At 64.9% G+C, this 16,616-nt stretch carries 18 protein-coding genes; 6 read left to right on the top strand and 12 right to left on the bottom strand.

Annotated features, from left to right (window positions below; translation table 11 throughout):
* Nucleotides 1-15 precede the first annotated feature (15 nt).
* A complete protein-coding gene (locus ACVMDN_RS10840) occupies nucleotides 16-1,023 on the top strand; it encodes a LysR family transcriptional regulator (RefSeq protein ID WP_244558976.1) in 1,008 nt (335 codons plus the stop codon).
* Between the two features lie 128 nt (nucleotides 1,024-1,151).
* Here the strand turns inward: ACVMDN_RS10840 and ACVMDN_RS10835 are convergent, their stop codons facing one another.
* Nucleotides 1,152-1,367, bottom strand: coding sequence for a hypothetical protein (locus ACVMDN_RS10835; RefSeq protein WP_076833423.1), 216 nt, complete (start codon nucleotides 1,365-1,367; stop codon nucleotides 1,152-1,154).
* Nucleotides 1,368-1,408: 41 nt separating this feature from the next.
* On the opposite strand from ACVMDN_RS10835, the gene ACVMDN_RS10830 reads away from it, so the two are divergent.
* Nucleotides 1,409-1,501: a DUF6471 domain-containing protein gene (locus ACVMDN_RS10830; RefSeq protein WP_229159983.1), complete on the top strand. Its 93-nt coding sequence runs from the start codon at nucleotides 1,409-1,411 to the stop codon at nucleotides 1,499-1,501.
* Between the two features lie 289 nt (nucleotides 1,502-1,790).
* Here the strand turns inward: ACVMDN_RS10830 and ACVMDN_RS10825 are convergent, their stop codons facing one another.
* From ACVMDN_RS10825 to ACVMDN_RS10815, 3 genes are read right to left on the bottom strand one after another with little or no spacing between them, the layout of a single operon-like run.
* A complete protein-coding gene (locus tag ACVMDN_RS10825; protein WP_141340877.1) occupies nucleotides 1,791-2,354 on the bottom strand; it encodes a VOC family protein in 564 nt (187 codons plus the stop codon).
* Between the two features lie 16 nt (nucleotides 2,355-2,370).
* The gene (locus tag ACVMDN_RS10820) at nucleotides 2,371-3,234 is read right to left on the bottom strand and encodes an SDR family NAD(P)-dependent oxidoreductase (protein WP_456835238.1); all 864 of its coding nucleotides are present in this window, start codon (nucleotides 3,232-3,234) and stop codon (nucleotides 2,371-2,373) included.
* Nucleotides 3,235-3,238: 4 nt separating this feature from the next.
* A complete protein-coding gene (locus ACVMDN_RS10815) occupies nucleotides 3,239-3,796 on the bottom strand; it encodes a carboxymuconolactone decarboxylase family protein (protein ID WP_141340879.1) in 558 nt (185 codons plus the stop codon).
* Nucleotides 3,797-4,015: 219 nt separating this feature from the next.
* Between ACVMDN_RS10815 and ilvD the strand changes: the two genes are divergently transcribed.
* The gene (gene ilvD / locus ACVMDN_RS10810; protein ID WP_076833416.1) at nucleotides 4,016-5,860 is read left to right on the top strand and encodes a dihydroxy-acid dehydratase; all 1,845 of its coding nucleotides are present in this window, start codon (nucleotides 4,016-4,018) and stop codon (nucleotides 5,858-5,860) included.
* A gap of 434 nt (nucleotides 5,861-6,294) precedes the next feature.
* Here the strand turns inward: ilvD and ACVMDN_RS10805 are convergent, their stop codons facing one another.
* The 4 genes from ACVMDN_RS10805 to ACVMDN_RS10790 all read right to left on the bottom strand — a co-directional run bounded on the left by ACVMDN_RS10805 (nucleotide 6,295) and on the right by ACVMDN_RS10790 (nucleotide 10,098).
* Nucleotides 6,295-6,510 (bottom strand): hypothetical protein, encoded by a 216-nt coding sequence (locus ACVMDN_RS10805; protein ID WP_028331505.1) that lies wholly within the window; start codon nucleotides 6,508-6,510, stop codon nucleotides 6,295-6,297.
* Nucleotides 6,511-7,167: 657 nt separating this feature from the next.
* On the bottom strand, nucleotides 7,168-8,217 hold the full coding sequence (locus tag ACVMDN_RS10800; RefSeq protein ID WP_141340880.1) for a hydroxyacid dehydrogenase: 1,050 nt from the start codon (nucleotides 8,215-8,217) through the stop codon (nucleotides 7,168-7,170).
* A 15-nt stretch (nucleotides 8,218-8,232) separates the two neighbouring features.
* The gene (locus tag ACVMDN_RS10795) at nucleotides 8,233-9,129 is read right to left on the bottom strand and encodes an amidohydrolase family protein (RefSeq protein ID WP_141340881.1); all 897 of its coding nucleotides are present in this window, start codon (nucleotides 9,127-9,129) and stop codon (nucleotides 8,233-8,235) included.
* A gap of 3 nt (nucleotides 9,130-9,132) precedes the next feature.
* Entirely contained in the window at nucleotides 9,133-10,098 is a 966-nt protein-coding gene (locus ACVMDN_RS10790; RefSeq protein WP_456835239.1) for a Bug family tripartite tricarboxylate transporter substrate binding protein, read from the bottom strand.
* Between the two features lie 187 nt (nucleotides 10,099-10,285).
* Between ACVMDN_RS10790 and ACVMDN_RS10785 the strand changes: the two genes are divergently transcribed.
* On the top strand, nucleotides 10,286-10,861 hold the full coding sequence (locus ACVMDN_RS10785; RefSeq protein WP_141340883.1) for a thiamine pyrophosphate-binding protein: 576 nt from the start codon (nucleotides 10,286-10,288) through the stop codon (nucleotides 10,859-10,861).
* An 8-nt stretch (nucleotides 10,862-10,869) separates the two neighbouring features.
* On the top strand, nucleotides 10,870-11,472 hold the full coding sequence (locus tag ACVMDN_RS10780; protein WP_057020279.1) for a thiamine pyrophosphate-dependent enzyme: 603 nt from the start codon (nucleotides 10,870-10,872) through the stop codon (nucleotides 11,470-11,472).
* A 151-nt stretch (nucleotides 11,473-11,623) separates the two neighbouring features.
* Here ACVMDN_RS10780 and ACVMDN_RS10775 read toward each other — a convergent pair whose 3' ends face one another.
* The 4 genes from ACVMDN_RS10775 to ACVMDN_RS10760 form a co-directional block, all read right to left on the bottom strand.
* Nucleotides 11,624-12,685 (bottom strand): ketopantoate reductase family protein, encoded by a 1,062-nt coding sequence (locus ACVMDN_RS10775; protein ID WP_141340884.1) that lies wholly within the window; start codon nucleotides 12,683-12,685, stop codon nucleotides 11,624-11,626.
* A 202-nt stretch (nucleotides 12,686-12,887) separates the two neighbouring features.
* Nucleotides 12,888-13,277, bottom strand: a complete 390-nt coding sequence (locus ACVMDN_RS10770) for a DUF1236 domain-containing protein (RefSeq protein ID WP_016842369.1) — start codon at nucleotides 13,275-13,277, stop codon at nucleotides 12,888-12,890.
* A 214-nt stretch (nucleotides 13,278-13,491) separates the two neighbouring features.
* Nucleotides 13,492-14,271, bottom strand: coding sequence for an NYN domain-containing protein (locus tag ACVMDN_RS10765; RefSeq protein ID WP_057020277.1), 780 nt, complete (start codon nucleotides 14,269-14,271; stop codon nucleotides 13,492-13,494).
* Nucleotides 14,272-14,419: 148 nt separating this feature from the next.
* Nucleotides 14,420-14,827: a hypothetical protein gene (locus ACVMDN_RS10760; protein ID WP_076833366.1), complete on the bottom strand. Its 408-nt coding sequence runs from the start codon at nucleotides 14,825-14,827 to the stop codon at nucleotides 14,420-14,422.
* Nucleotides 14,828-15,190: 363 nt separating this feature from the next.
* Here ACVMDN_RS10760 and ACVMDN_RS10755 point away from each other — a divergent pair, with 363 nt between their 5' ends.
* Complete coding sequence (locus ACVMDN_RS10755) at nucleotides 15,191-16,603, top strand: MFS transporter (protein WP_456835240.1); 1,413 nt, start codon at nucleotides 15,191-15,193, stop codon at nucleotides 16,601-16,603.
* The last annotated feature ends 13 nt before the right edge of the window (nucleotides 16,604-16,616 follow it).

Raw genomic sequence — 16,616 nt, 5'->3', positions numbered from 1 at the left:
TTCGGCGGATACGGATTGATCATTTCCATGCATGTACGCGACGTCGATCTGAACCTGTTCGTCGTGTTCGACGCGATCTATTCCGAGGGCGGCGTCAGCCGCGCCTGCTTCCGCCTCAACCTGACGCAGCCCGCGGTAAGCCATGCGCTCAGCCGGCTGCGCGCGATGTTCAACGATCCGCTGTTCGTGCGCCGCAACCACGTGATGACGCCGACCCCGCTGGCCCGGCAGATCATCACCACGGTGCGCCAGGCGCTCAACGGCCTCGAGACGACGCTGACCCACACCCACCGGTTCGATCCGGCGCAGACGCCGAAGCGGTTCGTGATCGGGCTGCGCAACAATCTCGAGGCACCGATGCTGAGCGCGCTGATCAACCGCATCAGCACGGTGGCGCCGCTGGTCGAGATCGCCACCGTGCGCAGCGAGCGCAACAATCTCGAGCGCGAGCTTGCCGCCGGCACCCTCGACGTCGCGATCGATACGCTGTTGCCTCTGTCGGCGGAGGTGCGGCGCGAGCAGATCCTGACGGAGCATATCGCGGTGTTCGCGCGGCGCGGCCATCCCGAGCTCGGCACCCGGCTCGACAAGAAGGCTTATTTGCGCATGGAGCATGTCTGCGTGACGTCGCGGCGCAGCGGCCTGTCATTCGAGGATTTTCAGCTCCAGCGCCTCGGCCTGACCCGCACTGTTCGCCTGACCTGTCAGAATTTCGCAACCGCCTGCCACGTCGTGAGCCGCAGCAACATGCTGCTGACCGCCTCGGAGAGCGCCGCCTCCGTGCTGGAAGATCCCGGGCTGCTGCAGTGCTTCCCCTGCCCGTTTCCGATCAGTCCGCACGTCAATTATCTCTACTGGCACGCCACCGCCGAGGACGACACCACCAATCAATGGCTGCGCGAGCAGTTGCGCGCCGCCGCGGCGCTGCTGGCCGGCAGCCGCTTCAGCAAGAAGAATCGCCGCGCAGTGAAAGCGCGCCCCAGGGTCGGCATCCCGCTTCCGGCCAGCCTCGCCGCCGAATAGCCGCGTCCGCCCGGTATTATGGCGCAAACGCCACAAGCCTACCGAAACTCCGGTTCCTAGATTCCGGGAGGGTACCGTGAGCTAGGAGAAGCGCCGTGTGGCGGCGCGCGGCTTGGGCCGCAACGCTCTTAAGTCTTTTGATTGTATGCCGGAGCGGCGTCGGCGACAAAGTAGCCGTGCGTATTGGGATTATCGACCCTCCGCCAGCAAAAGCCGCTTTCACGGCGGACCTGTATGAACTCGAGATAGACCAAATTGCAATAGAACCAGAGGGTTTTGCCGCCTTTGCGCAATGGATCCGAAAACTCGCCGCTGGCGATGAATTCAAATTCGTTAACTTGCATTCCGTTTGGCCGCCGAGGCTGTTCAGATACCGGGTGGAACCATGAAGCTGAAACGTGGATCGTTTACGGCGATCTTCTTCCTTGCATGCGTCGCGGCACTAGAGCTTGAGCAGGTAGTGCTGGAGGAGATTTGACCGCAATAACCGGCAACTTAGTGCCTTGAGGCGTTTTCAGATCGTTCCGTGATCGGGGAGAAACATATTGCTGGCGCTCGCACGAAATAGAGCGCAGCTTTGTCTCTATCACCGCACGGCCTTTCGGCATCTATCGGTGACGAGATCGCTGTCAGTCACCGCGCTCCCGCCTCGCCCCAAGCAACGCAAGTGGAGCGCGCAATGCCTGAACTGCCACGTTTCGAATCCCATTCTGTCCCGGCACGCATTTGCCTTGGCATTGCAGCTTTCAGTACTGCCGTGCTCGTCCTCATAACCCTTGTGGCGTTTGCGCCATAATACCGCGTCGGCCCACCACGCGGATCGGGTCCGAGCCGTCCCAGGTCGCGGCCACGGTCCTGATCGTCTCGAAAAACCGCCCCTTCGATCCCGAGATGTCTGAGATCTCGATCACGGTGCCGGCATGGCCGGCGGTGTCGAAATAGGCGAAGCGTCCCCTGGGGCCGCCGATCTGGCCTTCATGACCGACCGTGAAGCCTGCCGCGACGGCGCGGTCATAGAGCAACTGGTAGTCCGTGCTCCAGTACGACATGTGCTGCAGGCCCTCGCCGTGGCGCGCCAGAAAATCCAGATACATCGACGGCGCGTCGTTGCGCTGTTGGATCAGCTCGATCTGCAGATCGCCGGAATTGGCCAGCGCGATCGACATCTCGACCGCGGAGTCCATGCCGCGATAGCGGAACCAATCGACCTTGACCGAGGGGATCAGGAAGAATGGCCCGACCCGCAGTGTCTCGGTCCAGAACTTCAGCGCCGCATCGATGTCGCGAACGACGTAGCCGTTCTGACAGACCTTGCCGAACAATGCGCTCATGCGCCCTCCCCGCCGCTCACAAACCGCTGAGCCCGCTGTCGACCGCGAGCGTCTGCGCGGTGACATAGACGCTTTCATCCGACATGAAGAACAGCACGGCATAGGCGATCTCCCACGCCGTCGCCTGACGGCCGAACGGGATATGCCCCTTGCCGCGCGACGGCCGGCCCGCGCCGGCCTCGCGGCCGTTCGGGGTGTCGACCAGCCCGGGATAGACCAGATTGGCGCGGATGCCGCGCCGCGCGCCCGTGTGTGCGATGTTGCGCATCAGGCCGCCGAGCGCGGCCTTGGAGGAATCATAGACCGCCATCTGCGATCCCGCCTTCAGCGCCGCGATCGAGGAAATGAACACGATCGAGCCGCCGTCTTCGAATTTCGGCAAGGCCGCGCGGCAGCACAGCATCGGGCCGCGGACATTGACGTCGTAGATCCTGTTCCATTCCTCCGCGCTGACATTGTCGAGCCCGGTCTTGCCGAAGGTACCGATGTTCAGCACCATGCCGTCGAGCCCGCCCATCGTGCGATGCGCCTCGTCGATCATCCTGATGACGTTGGCTTCCTTGGTGACATCGGCGGCGATCGCGAAAGCGCGGCCGCCGTCAGCAGCGATGCGCGCAACCGTGTCCTCGGCCGAGGCGCGGTTGAGGTCGGCGACCGCGACATGCGCGCCCTCGCGTGCGAACAGCAGGCTCATGGCGCGGCCGTTGCCGATCGGATCGGTGGCGGCATCGAACACCCGCTGGCCGCCGCCGACCACGAGGATGCGGCGGCCGTTGAGGCGTCCCCTGCCCGGCGCGGTACCCGAGGATTCCGCGCTCAGCGGACGGACATGGCGCTCCGGCTCGGGGTCTTGCTTGGCCTCTTGCGAAGTCTCCGACATCTCGTCAACCCTGCTTCTTGCCGCCTTCGAACACGGCCATGCCGGCGGCCGGATCGAGATCGGTCTCGGTCGCCTCGGTCAGCCGCGCCATCATCATGTAGAAGCCGAGCGCGACGATCGCCTCGACGATCTCCTGATCGCTGAAATGCTCGCGCACCGCGGCAAAGGCGGTATCGCCGACGCGGACCTTCTCGACCACCTCGCGGCCGAAGCGAAGCAGCGCGCGCTCGGCTGCGTTGAGTGCGGCATCGTCGTAATCGCCGCGCTCGACGGCATCGATCTGCGCCTGGGTGACGCCGACACCGAGCGCGATCGGCACGTGCTGGCGCCATTCATAGGCGCCGCCCTCAAGCTGCGCGGCCTGCAGGATCAGGAGCTCGCGGTTGACCGCCGACAGCTTCTGCTTGTGCAGGATCGAATTGGCGAGCCGCATCGCCGGGATCATATTGGCCTCGGCATGGGCCATCATGCGGAAGATGTTGAGCTTGACCGGCATGCGGTCGAATGAGGCGCGGATCTCTCCGCTCGTCGTCTCCGGATCAATCAGGGGCAGCCTTGCCACGCGTGTCTCTCCCTTTTTTGCTTGTTCGTTATTCTTGCCGTCGGTGCGACCAGCTAATGCACCGGGCCGACCGAGATCAAGCCGACCGGCTCGACATTGCCCGAATTGCGGGGTTCAGCCATGCGGTTCCGCGCTTGAATCCGCATCCACGGGCAGGCATAAGGAGCGCCAACTCCCCTAAAAAATGCCCTTAGCCCAAGGATTTGAGAAGGATTTACGATGCCCGCCTATCGCTCCCGCACCACCACCCACGGCCGCAACATGGCGGGTGCACGCGGCCTCTGGCGCGCCACCGGCATGAAGAACGAGGACTTCGGCAAGCCGATCATCGCGGTGGTCAATTCCTTCACCCAGTTCGTGCCCGGCCACGTCCATTTGCAGAATCTCGGCCAATTGGTCGCGCGCGAGATCGAGAAGGCCGGCGGCGTCGCCAAGGAGTTCAACACCATCGCGGTCGATGACGGCATCGCGATGGGTCATGACGGCATGCTGTACAGCCTGCCCTCGCGCGAGCTGATCGCCGACAGCGTCGAATACATGGTCAATGCGCATTGCGCCGACGCGATGGTCTGCATCTCCAACTGCGACAAGATCACGCCCGGCATGCTGATGGCGACGCTGCGGCTCAACATCCCGACCGTGTTCGTCTCGGGCGGACCGATGGAATCGGGCAAGATCGTGCTCAAGGGCAAGAAGCGCGCGGTCGACCTGATCGACGCGATGGTCGCGGCCGCCGACTCCAACGTGTCGGACGAGGACGTCGCGGTAATCGAGCGCTCGGCCTGCCCGACCTGCGGCTCCTGCTCTGGCATGTTCACCGCGAACTCGATGAACTGCCTGACCGAGGCGCTCGGCCTCGCGCTGCCCGGCAACGGCTCGGTGCTGGCGACGCATGCCGACCGCAAGAGCCTGTTCGTCGAAGCCGGCCATCTGATCGTCGACCTCGCCCGCCGCTACTACGAGCAGGACGACGCCAGGGTGCTGCCGCGCAACATCGCGAACTTCAAGTCGTTCGAGAACGCGATGACGCTCGATATCGCGATGGGCGGCTCGACCAACACCGTGCTGCATCTGCTCGCCGCCGCGCGCGAGGGCGAAGTGCCGTTCACGATGACCGATATCGACCGCCTGTCACGCAAGGTGCCGGTGCTCTGCAAGGTCGCGCCCTCGGTGCAGGACGTCCACATGGAGGACGTGCATCACGCCGGCGGCATCATGGCGATCCTGGGCGAGCTCGACCGCGCCAAGCTGCTCACGACCGACGGGCCGACCGTGCATGCAGCAACGCTGGACGATGCGCTGAACCGCTGGGACGTGGTGCGGACCACAAGCGACAAGGTACGCAACTTCTATTGCGCCGCGCCGGGCGGCGTGCCGACCCAGGAGGCGTTCAGCCAGGACCGCCGCTTCGACGAGGTCGATCTCGACCGCGCCAAGGGCTGCATCCGCGACGCCGCGCACGCCTATTCCAAGGACGGCGGCCTCGCCGTGCTGTTCGGCAATCTTGCGGAAGACGGCTGCATCGTGAAGACCGCCGGCGTCGACGAGAGCATTCTGAAGTTCTCAGGTCCCGCCCGCATCTTCGAGAGCCAGGACGCATCGGTCGAAGCCATCCTTGGCAACAAGGTGAAGGCCGGCGACGTCGTGCTGATTCGCTATGAGGGACCGCGCGGCGGCCCGGGCATGCAGGAGATGCTGTACCCGACCAGCTATCTGAAGTCGAAAGGCCTCGGAAAGGCCTGTGCGCTGATCACCGACGGCCGCTTCTCGGGCGGATCGTCGGGCCTGTCGATCGGCCACGTCTCGCCGGAAGCCGCCGAAGGCGGCCTGATCGGCCTCGTCGAGGAAGGCGATATCATCGAGTTCGACATCCCGAACCGCAAGGTCAACCTCAAGGTCGACGATGCCGAGCTGAAGCGCCGTCGCGCAGCGATGGAAGCCAGGGGCAACGCGGCCTGGAAGCCGGCAGCGCCACGCAAGCGCGCCGTCTCAACCGCGCTGAAGGCCTATGCGGCGTTCGCCAGCAGCGCGGCCAAGGGCGCGGTTCGCATCCTGCCGGAGTGATCGGCAACCGTTCGGCCGCTTTTGGCTTCTCGTGGCGGAGTTGCTGCACCTCTCCCGCTTGCGGGGTCGAGACGAGCGAAGCTCGCTCTTAGGTCGACGCGCGACGAGCGACGCGAAGCGTCGTCCGCAGCGCGGCGGGGGTGGGGGCTCTTTCCACAATACGACTCGCGGAGCGAGCCCCCACCCCGGCCCTCCCCCGCAAGCGTAGGGCAATCGCATGGCCGTTTGAGGTAATCGGAGTTTCCACAAACTCGTCATGCCCGGGCTTGTCAGGGCATCCACGTCTTCGTTTCCACGCGGAGAAAAGACGTGGATGGCCGGGACAAGCCCGGCCATGACGGCGCGGAGGAATCGGTTCATTCATATGCGATTCCCCTGCCCGCAAGCGGGAGAGGGAGCGCATTGCGGATGTAGCTGGTAGTCGACCTGTGACGTCAGCTCACGTGCAAGTCGGCCGCCTCGATCCGGATGCGGTCGGCATGCAATGACCAGTCGCACAGCGATTGCTCCTGGCAAAACTTGACCTTGGCCATCTCGGTGGCCTGGCCCTCGCTCGAGGCGTCGATCTCAAGCGCACCCTGGCAAACCTCGCGCTCGCGGCCATTGCCGCCGAGCACGTCTTTCATGAAATGAACGACGAAGCGTGACATGGAACCCTCCCTGCTGCACCGGCAGAGCCCGGGGGTACCACGCTAGCACTAACACGAAAGGGTAGTGAGTTAATTCGGCTGATACGCGTGCGACTGTTCGCAGCGGGAAAAGCTACGCGCCGGCCTGGGGCAGGCTGGCGGCGGCGATCGCGACGATCTGCGCAAGACGGCGGCCGATCCTGGCGGGCGCGTTGCGGAGCAATGACTGGACCTGTCGCATGAACCTCTTCCTTCCGTGCCCGGAATGGTCGGGCACAGACGGAAAATGGCGATTTCGGGCTAAGCCGTCGATATCTCAGGGAAAATAACAACGGACGTGTTGCGAGGCGGTCGTTCGGCAGTGGGTTTATTGCCTCGATCGAGGCTGCAACGAAGGAGATTTTCTCCGGTATTTTTGCCCGCGCAACAACGCTCGCACGGCTGGCCGCTTGTGCGAGGGAAGCACCGGCGGAAGAGTTCCCTTCCGCCCTTGCGGGTATTCTCCCCCCGCAAAGCCCAGCGCTTGCACGATTTCTGAATATTGGAAATGTACCCCTGAGTTGCCCGACGCGTCAAGATGCCCGCTCGAACGCCGACAGCCGCCAGCTCCTTTGCATGGGGTTGTTTTCGATATTTTTGACCGCGCGCAGCCGCGGCCCCGCAGGGGCACTGCCGACCCTACCCCGGCATGAACCCGAACGCCTTCTCGAACCGTCTTGCGTAGACCGGCCAGACCTCGGGATTGATGATGCGCGGCGGGCGCTTGCCGTCGAGGGCATCGAGGATCTGCTCGGCGGCGATCCGGCCCATGTTGATGCGCGCCTCGCGGGTGACGCCGGCGGTGTGCGGGCTCGCCAGCACATTGTCGAACTGCAGCAGCGGATGATCCGGCGGCGGCGGCTCCTTGTCCCAGACGTCGAGGCCCGCACCCGCGATTCGCTTTTCACGCAGCGCTTCCTCCAGCGCCTTCTCGTCGTGGATGAAGCCGCGCGCGGTGGTGACGAAATAGGCGTGCGGCTGCATCAGCGCGAACTGGCGCGCGCCGATCATGCCGCGGCTGTTCTTGTCCAGCGGACACGAGATCGAAACAAAGTCCGCGCGACGCAGGAGATCGTCGAGCTCGACCTTCTCCCCGCCCCGCTTTGCCATCTCATCCGCCGTGAGATAGGGATCGTAGGCGATCACCTTCATGTGCAGGAGGCCCCTGCACAGCTCGGCGATGCGGCGGCCGACATTGCCGAGCCCGACGATGCCGACGGTCTTCTCCTTCAGCTCGTTGCCGATCAGGTCGTTGCGGTTGACATTGGCCTCGCGCCGCAGCCTGCGGTCGGACTGGATGATCCGCTTCGACAGCGTCAGCATCATGCCGAGCGCGTGTTCGGCGACCGAATTGGCATTGCCGCCGGACTGGTTGACGACAAGCACGCCCGCCGCGGTGCAGGCATCGACATCGACGGGATCGAAGCCGGCACCATTCGACGACACGATCAGAAGATTCGGCGCACGCTTCAACAGCTCGGCATGGGCATGGAAATGCGGCGCCAGCTCATCGCGCGCCGCGCCGATCTGATAGGCATGCGCGTCGGCAAGAACCGGCGCGAACGTCGCCTCCGGCGTCTCGTTCTCGAGACGATCGAGCCTGACGTCCAGCCGCTTCTTCAGGATATCGACGTAGATCTCGTGGGCGAGGTATTTGACGTAGAACACGCGCTTGTTGTTGACGGTCATGTCTTCGAGCAGCTTTCAGTTTGGGAAGCCATAGAGTCGTGCGGGATTGTCGACGAGGATACGGTGCCGGGTCGTCGCGTCGGGCGTCCAGTCCTGGAACAGCGTCAGCAGATGGCCAGCGTCGGGCATTTCGCCTTCGACCCGCGGATGCGGCCAGTCGCCGCCCCACACCAGCCTTTCAGGATTGGTCGACACCAGCGCCTCGTGGAACGGCCGCGCATCGGGATAATCAGGGGCCCGCCGGCTCAGGCGATGCGCGCCCGAGAGCTTGGCCCAGCACCAGCCTTCGTCCACCGCACGTAGCAGGCTCTGAAAGCCCGCGGTGTTGATGCCGGCGGCAGCATCGGTGCGGCCCATGTGATCGACCACGACCGGCAACCCGAGCGTCTTCAGCGTCGGGATCGTGTCAGGCAAATCCTTCACGTCGATCCAGAGCTGCAGATGCCAGCCGAGTTCGGCCATCACGCCCGCATGCGTCTCGGCAACGTTCAAGGGAATGCCGCCGCGATAGTGCAGCTGCCCGCCGCGGAAGAAATGGTTGAAGCGCAGGCCGCGGACGCCGAGCACATGCCATTGCCGCAGCGTGCCTGCCGCCACATCGGCATCGGCCACCGCGACGCCACGCAGCCGCGCGGGCTCACGCTGCAACGCATCCAGCATCGCCGAATTGTCGTGGCCGTGCGCGCTGCCCTGCACCAGCACGCCGCGGGCGAAACCGAGTGCATCAAGCATGCCGAGATAGGTCGCGAGCGGCGCGTCCGGCGGCGTGTAGCTGCGATCGCCGGCATAGGGGAAGCGGTCAGCCGGGCCGAACACATGCGCATGCGTATCGCAGGCCTTCGGCGGCAGCTTGTCTCTGGGCGGCGTCACCGGACGCGGCGGCAGGCAGGCGGGAATTTTTGACGCGGCCATCGTCTACTCCGCCTTCATGCCGGCGGCCTTGATGATCGGCCCCCATTTGTCGTAGTCGGCCTTGATCTTGGCGGCGAACTTGTCCGGCGTGGAGCCGATCGGGATCGCACCGAGCTTGCCGAGCCGCTCCTTCACGGCATCGGTGTTCACGGCCGCGACGAAATCATGCGAGATCTTGGCGACGAGGTCGGCCGGCATGTTGCCGGGCCCGAGCAGCCCCCACCACACTTCTGTGTCGTAGCCGGGCACGGTTTCCGACATGCTGGGCACGTCAGGCAGGAACGGCGCACGCGAGCCGGTCGTCACCGCCAGCGCGCGAACCGTGCCGGCCTGCAGCTGCCCGACCGATTCCGGTCCGTTGTTGAACGACATCGGAATTTGCGCGCCGAGCAGATCGTTGATCGCCGGCGCGCCGCCCTTGTAGGGGATCGCGTCGAGATCGATCTTGGCGAGGCTCTTGAGCAGCTCGCCGGCCAGATGGGTCGAGGTGCCGTTGCCGGCATGGGCGAAGGACAGCCTGCCCGGCTTCGCCTTCGCCGCGGCGATGACGTCGGCGACCGATTTGAACGGCGAATCCGCGCGCACCAGCAGCACGTTCGGCGACGACGCCAAGAGCGAGATCGGCGAGAAATCCTTGAAGGTGTCGTAGGGCAGCTTTGGATAAAGGAACGGATTGGTGGCGTGACCGCTCGCCACCATGATCAGATTGTAACCGTCGGGCGCGGAGGTCGCGATCGCCTGCGAGGCGATCACCCTGCCGGCGCCGGGCCGGTTCTCGACCACGATCGACTGCGTCCAGGTCTTCGACACGGCTTCGGCGAGCGTGCGCGTCAGCACATCGACGCCGCCGCCGGGCGGATATGGAACGAGAATGTGAACGGCCTTGGCCGGGAACGGCTGCGCGGACGCAAGGCCGGCCACAAAAATGGCCGCTGCCGCAATGGCGGTCCGCCAGACCCATCCGGCCATCGACGCCTCCCGTCCCTTGATCGCTACCGTCCCTTTTTCGTTACGCCTGTATCGCACGTTGGTTCGGCGCTGCGATGGCCGAATTCCGCAGATCGCGTTGCGGCCGCGGCATGTTGACAATCGCAGGCACCGCGTCAAGTTTCGTGCGGCAAGCGGCCACCAGCGTCGCGCGAGCAGGGAGAACAGGATGGCGGCCGCGGAACAAGCCTCGTCCAAAGATAAAGCCAAGGACAAGTCCCAGGATGCGGCGACCACCTGGCACGGCATCGTGCTGCAGACGCTGAAGCGGAACGAGATCAAGCTCGTGCCCTACGTGCCCGACCGGGTGCTGACCACGCTGATCAAGGACCTGCACGCCGATCCCTATTTCACGACATTTCCGAGCGCGCGCGAGGAAGAAGCGGTCGGCATCGTTTCCGGTGCCTGGATGGCGGGCACGCGCGGCGCGGTGCTGATGCAGACCTCGGGCTTTGCCACGCTGGCCAATGTGCTGGCCTCGCTCGCGGTGCCCTACCAGATCCCGTTGATCATGTTCGTCTCCGAGCGCGGCACACTCGGCGAGTTCAACTACGGCCAGGCGCTGGTCTGCCGCACCATGCGCCCGGTGCTGGATTCGCTGGCGATGGAGCATCACACCATCACCCGGCTCGACGAGCTCGAATTCATCGCCGACCGCTCGATCAAGCAGGCCGTCACCACCCAGGCGCCGGTGGCGCTGATACTCTCGCCGCTGCTGACCGGCGGCAAGACCTTCGACAAGTGAGATCAGCCATGACCAGCACCCCCGCGCGCAACACCAAGGTGATGAACCGCTTCGAGCTCACCCAGCGCCTCGTCGCCGGGCTGAAGGACGAGGCCGTGATCGGCGGCATCGGCAACACCAATTTCGACCTCTGGGCCGCCGGCCACCGCCCGCAGAATTTCTACATGCTGGGCAGCATGGGCCTCGCCTTCCCGATCGCGCTCGGCGTCGCGCTGGCGCAGCCGAAGCGGCGCGTATTCGCACTCGAAGGCGACGGCTCGCTGCTGATGCAGCTCGGCTGCCTCTCGACCATCGCGACACTGGCGCCGAAGAATCTCACCATGGTGGTGATGGACAACGGTATCTACCAGATCACGGGCGCGCAGCCGACGCCGGCCGCCGGCCATACCGATATCGTTCAGGTCGCAATCGCCAGCGGCATCGCGAGCAGCTCATGGGCCGCCGACGAGGACGATTTCGAGCGGCTGATCGAACAGTCGAAACAGACCTCCGGCCCGACCCTGATCGGCGTCCGCATCGACGACAAGCCCGGCACCGGCACCACCCGCCGCGACCCCGTGCAGATCCGCGAGCGGTTCATGAACGGGATGGGGGTACGGCAGCTGCTGTAGGCAAGACCCGGCGGCCGCGCATCCGTCATTGCGAGGAGCTCGCGACAAAACTGCAGAGCAACTTTGCGCTGAAGTGACGAGGCAATCCATCATTCCACAGATGCGGAGAGATGGATTGCTTCGCTGCGCTCGCAATGACGGCCGTGGCCACTCAATTCAACCTCAGCTCCGTGATGTGCCGCGGATCCGGCGCGAGCTCGCCGCGTTCGACGCGCTTGACGATGTCGGTCAGCGCGGCATTGGCGTTGCACGCGATGCCGAGCTTCTCGCCTTCGCTGACCACGAGCCCGTTGAGGAATTCGATCTCGGTGCGGCGGCCCTTCTGCATGTCCTGGCCCATCGAGGGACGCTGCGCCGATGAGGTGCGCTTGGCATCCTTGAAGCGCTGCTCGTCGCAGGCGCGCGTTGCGGCCTCGTCGCCCTCGCCGGCGCGGGCGATGGTCTCGGGCGGCAGATGCAGGATCTCCTCCAGCTGATAACCCTGCGCCTGGCCGACGCGGATCGCCTCGCTGCCGAGCCGGGTCGAGAAGCGGCGCAGCGGTTCGCTTTGCAGCACCTCGCCGCCCGCCAGACCCGTGCAGGCCGAGAGCCCGTTGCCCATCACGTTGGCGACGAGCTTGGACCAGCGCTCGCCCCAGAGATTGGAGGTGACCTTGGCGCTGTCGGAATAACCGACCAGGCGGCAGACTTCCTCCGCCCGCGCAGTGATCCGGCCATGCACCTCGCCGGTGCGAAACACGGTGTGGGCGGCCCCGCCCTTGCCGGCGCCGCGGTGGATATGGCCCGGCTCCGGCAAATTGACGGTGATGCTGCTCGCGATGCAGCCGAGCGTCTTGCCCCAGCCGACGATGCCGGCGATGGTCTCCTCGTTCATACAGTTCTGCAGCGAGACGACGTAACCGTCCGCCGCCAGATATTGCCGGATCAGCATGGTGGCCCAGGCGGTGTCGTAGGACTTCATGCAGACGAAGGCGATGTCGACCGGTTTCTCTTTCGCCAGCTGCTGCGCGTCGGTGACATCAAGCGCGCGCACCGGCACCGAGAATTCCGCGACGTCCATCGCGTGCGTGACGCGCAGGCCGTGCTTGCGCATGTGCTCGACATGCGCGGGCCAGGGATCGATGAAGGTGACGTCCTCCCCCGCCTGCACCATATGCGCACCGGCGTAGCCGCCGACAGCGCCCGCGCCGACGATCGCGATCTTCCGAGCCATGCTTCCATCCCCTGTTCTTGATTGAGACGAACGCTGGCTGCGTCCATCCGTTGCGGATCAGTCTAGGGGATCGCGGCGTCAGGCCAACCGGTCGCTTCATGAAAAAAGCGGGCCTGTGCCATACCAGTATTCATGGGACTCAGGAAAATCCCCGCGGGCGATGGGCCCGCGAGGATTTTCGTAGTCAGACGTCTCGACGCGATCAGTCGATGATCTTGACGATCCGGCGGGTGCGCGGCTCCACGATCACGCGGCGATCATTGACGACCGCATAGCGATACTCGGTGTAGCGCGGCACCGGGCGCAGCACGACGGTGTCGGGTAGCGGCTCGCCGACGACGACGCGTTCACGCACCACCACCGACGGCTCGTTGCGCGGGATCGACGTGATCACCGCATTCGGAATCTCGAGGCCGGCGCCGACCGCGGCACCCACCGTGCCGCCGACGATCTCGCCGACAGGCCCCGCGATTTCGCCGCCAGCCCGCGCGCCGTTCGCGGCACCCGCCGCAGTCGTGGACTGCGCGAAGGCCGAGCCGGACGCGAGCAGCGACGCAGCAGCGACAAGGGACACAGCAAAACGCTTGTTCATGATTCTCCTCCTCCGAATTGATCGATGCCCCCTCAACATCGCAAGCAACGAGAACGTTCCAGTTCCAACGCTGCAACCCGCGCAACGCCAGTTCCGCGCGCAATTCGCTTGATTCCGGCACGAACGAAAATGCTGCTCCAAACAACCTTCGAAGCAGCATTCATCCTGGGTTCAGATTCAGAGATCGTGCAGAACAGACCGCACTGCGCGCCGTTCATTCCGGCGATTTTTGATCGGCTCGCCGTCTCGGAGCTCGCCGTCTTGGCGGCGGTGCAGCCGCTGGCTTGATGCGAATTCGCATCGTCCCGCCTTTCGACTCGATCTCGAAAGCGTTGGTCCTGCGCACCAGTTCGCCGAGGGTGCGGAAGCCGTAGGTCCTCTGATCGAAATCCGACGCGAAATTAGCCAGCTGCCGTCCGACCTCGCCAAGCGTGACCCAGCCGTCTTCGCTCGCCATCTGGCTGATGACCTTCTTGATGATCGGCGTGGCAGCCTCCGGCGGCTGCAACGGCTGCGCCCGCACGGCGGCATCCTGATTGCTCGGCGCGCCGCCGCGCAGATTCTCGGTATAGACGAACCGGCGGCAGGCCTGCCGAAAACTCTCCGGCGTCTTCTGCTCGCCGAACCCGAACACGTCGATGCCGTGCTCGCGGATGCGGGCGGCAAGCCGGGTGAAATCGCTGTCCGACGACACCAGGCAAAAGCCATCGAACCGGCCGCTGTGCAGCAGGTCCATGGCGTCGATCACCAAGGTGATGTCGGATGCATTCTTCCCGGTCGTATAGGCGAATTGCTGCTGCGGGATAATGGCGTGCTTCGACAGGATGTCGGCCCAGCCCTTGGACCTGGGATTGGAGAAGTCGCCGTAGATCCGGCGCACGCTGGCCTCGCCGATCTTGGCGATCTCCTCGAACAGCCCATCGGCGATCTTTGCAGATGCGTTGTCGGCGTCGATCAGGACGGCCAGACGAGGCGAACGGAGTTCGGAAGGCATGGCATTTCTCGGCTGGGACAGGATGAATGGACAATTCCGCAGACAGCTGCGGAACCGGCGCAGCTGCCGTATCGGAGCACATCGCGCGTCCCAAGCATAGGCGGCATCGCCAAGACGTCGCGGCGATGCCAGCCTTGAGGCGGCGAGGTCAGATCACCTCGCCCAAGTCGATCGCCCGCCTGGCGAACTCGATGGCCTTCTCGGCGGTGATCGCGTCCGCTGTGGTCGTCGCCTCGTCGCGCACCGACGGCGGCGAAGCGATCCGGATCTTCTTGCCGTTTGAACGGCGGATGGTCGCGCGCCAGCGATCCACATCGCGCCGGTAGGCATCGATGACAAAATCCCGATAGGCGACACCGCTCATCAGCGGCTGAATCGATGCCGCTTCGACAGTGAGCGGCCGGCTTGCGATGTCGCGCACCATCTCGACAATGGTCTCGACGGCATGCTCACGCGCGACGCCGGTCGCGTCCCTGAGCAGATAGTTCACCGCCGCGCCGATCTGCGCCCTCGCGCGATCGTCGCTCGCAAAATCCAGATCGGCCTGAACTGACATATGGGGAAAACGCCTCCGCCCGACGCAACATCGGATACCTCCAGGCATCCGGCACCTTGCAACTACGTGACGTTTAGTCGGCTCCCCATTAAAGCCGGATTATCCGTTAGCCCCCGATTTCTCGGATGCCGTTAACCGGCTCTTGATGCCGCTTCACAGGATGCTCGACGCGACAAGGATGGTCGGCCGGATCACGGGAGGACCGCGCTACGCGCCGATGTGTCCGCGGCCCGTCCGGTGCGGCAGCCCGGTTCGCGCCGCCAGTTTGTGCGTGATCAGCAATTGACATATCACTGCTATCTGTGTGACATTTTATTAAAAGGGCCGACAAGAGCCAATCAATGTCCACTTGGGGAGGCAGCAATGACCATTTCCGACGTCACCGCGGCAGCCGGAAGCCGGGCTCCGGCCGCCGTTGCGCGAACCGCGCAGGCGCAGCAGGTCGCCGATATCGCGGCGCGGCTCGAACGCCTGCCGCTCACCTCCTATCAGCGCTGGATCTTCGGAATCATCGCGACCGCGTGGTTCTTCGACAGCATGGATCTGGCCGCGCTCACCTTCGTGCTCGGTTCGATCCGCCAGACCTTCGGCCTGTCGACGGCGGAAACCGGGCTGCTGTCCAGCACGAGCTTCCTCGGCATGTTCGCGGGCGCCGCGTCCGCCGGCCTGCTCGCCGACCGTTTCGGCCGCGCCCGCGTCTTCCAGGTCAGCATGATCTTCTGGGGACTGGGCAGCCTGTGCTGCGGTCTGTCCACCACGGCGACCGCGCTCGGTGCATCCCGCCTGCTGCTCGGCTTCGGCATGGGCATGGAGTTTCCGGTCGCGCAGTCGATGGTCTCGGAGATCATGCCGGCGCGCAACCGCGGCCGCTACATCGCGTTCCTCGAAGGATTCTGGCCGCTCGGCTTCATCGCGTCGGGCTTGTTGACCTACTTCGTGCTGCAGGTCGCCGACTGGCGCTGGGTCTTCATCCTGCAGGCAATCCCGGCCGTGTTCGTGCTGGTGGTGCGCCGCTTCGTTCCGGAATCGCCGCGCTGGCTTGCGTCCCACGGTTATTCGGAGCGGGCCGAAGCGACCGTGCGCGACATCGAATCCAGGGTCCGCGACCGTCTCGGCGGCAAGGAGCTGCCGCCGGTGGTGCGCCAGGTGGCCGCCCCCGCGTCCGAAGTGACCGGCCTGAGAACGCTGTTTTCGGGCATCTATGCCAAGCGGACTACGATGTTGTGGACCCTGTGGTTCTTCGCGCTGCTCGGCTTCTACGGCCTGACCACGTGGCTCGGCGCGCTGCTGCAGGCCAAGGGCTTCCCGATCACCAAATCGGTGTTCTACACCATCCTGATCTCGCTCGCGGGGATCCCCGGCTTCCTGGTCTCGGCGTGGCTCGTCGAATCCTGGGGCCGCAAGGCGACGCTGGTGATGAACCTGCTCTGCGGCGCGATCGCCTGCCATTTCTACGGCTCGGCGGCGGACCAGACCCAGCTCATCATTGCCGGCCTCTGCATGCAATTCTTCCTGTTCGGCATGTGGTCGGCGCTCTACGCCTATACGCCCGAACTGTACCCGACCCATGTCCGCGCCACCGGAACGGGCTTTGCCTCCGCGGTCGGCCGAATCGGTTCGCTGATCGGCCCCTATGTGATCGGCGTGATCCTGCCGGCGGCCGGACAAGGCGGCGTGTTTGCGCTCGGCGCCGGCGCGTTCGTGGTGGCGGCGCTTGCGGTGCTGTTGCTCGGCGAGGAAACCCGCGGCCGGACGTTGGAAAGCATTTCGCACTGATGGGCGCGCGGCG

The organism is Bradyrhizobium sp. USDA 4510, assembly GCF_054059095.1.
The sequence above is the reverse complement of the archived record's forward strand: the minus strand, read 5'-3'. Positions and strand labels throughout refer to the sequence as shown.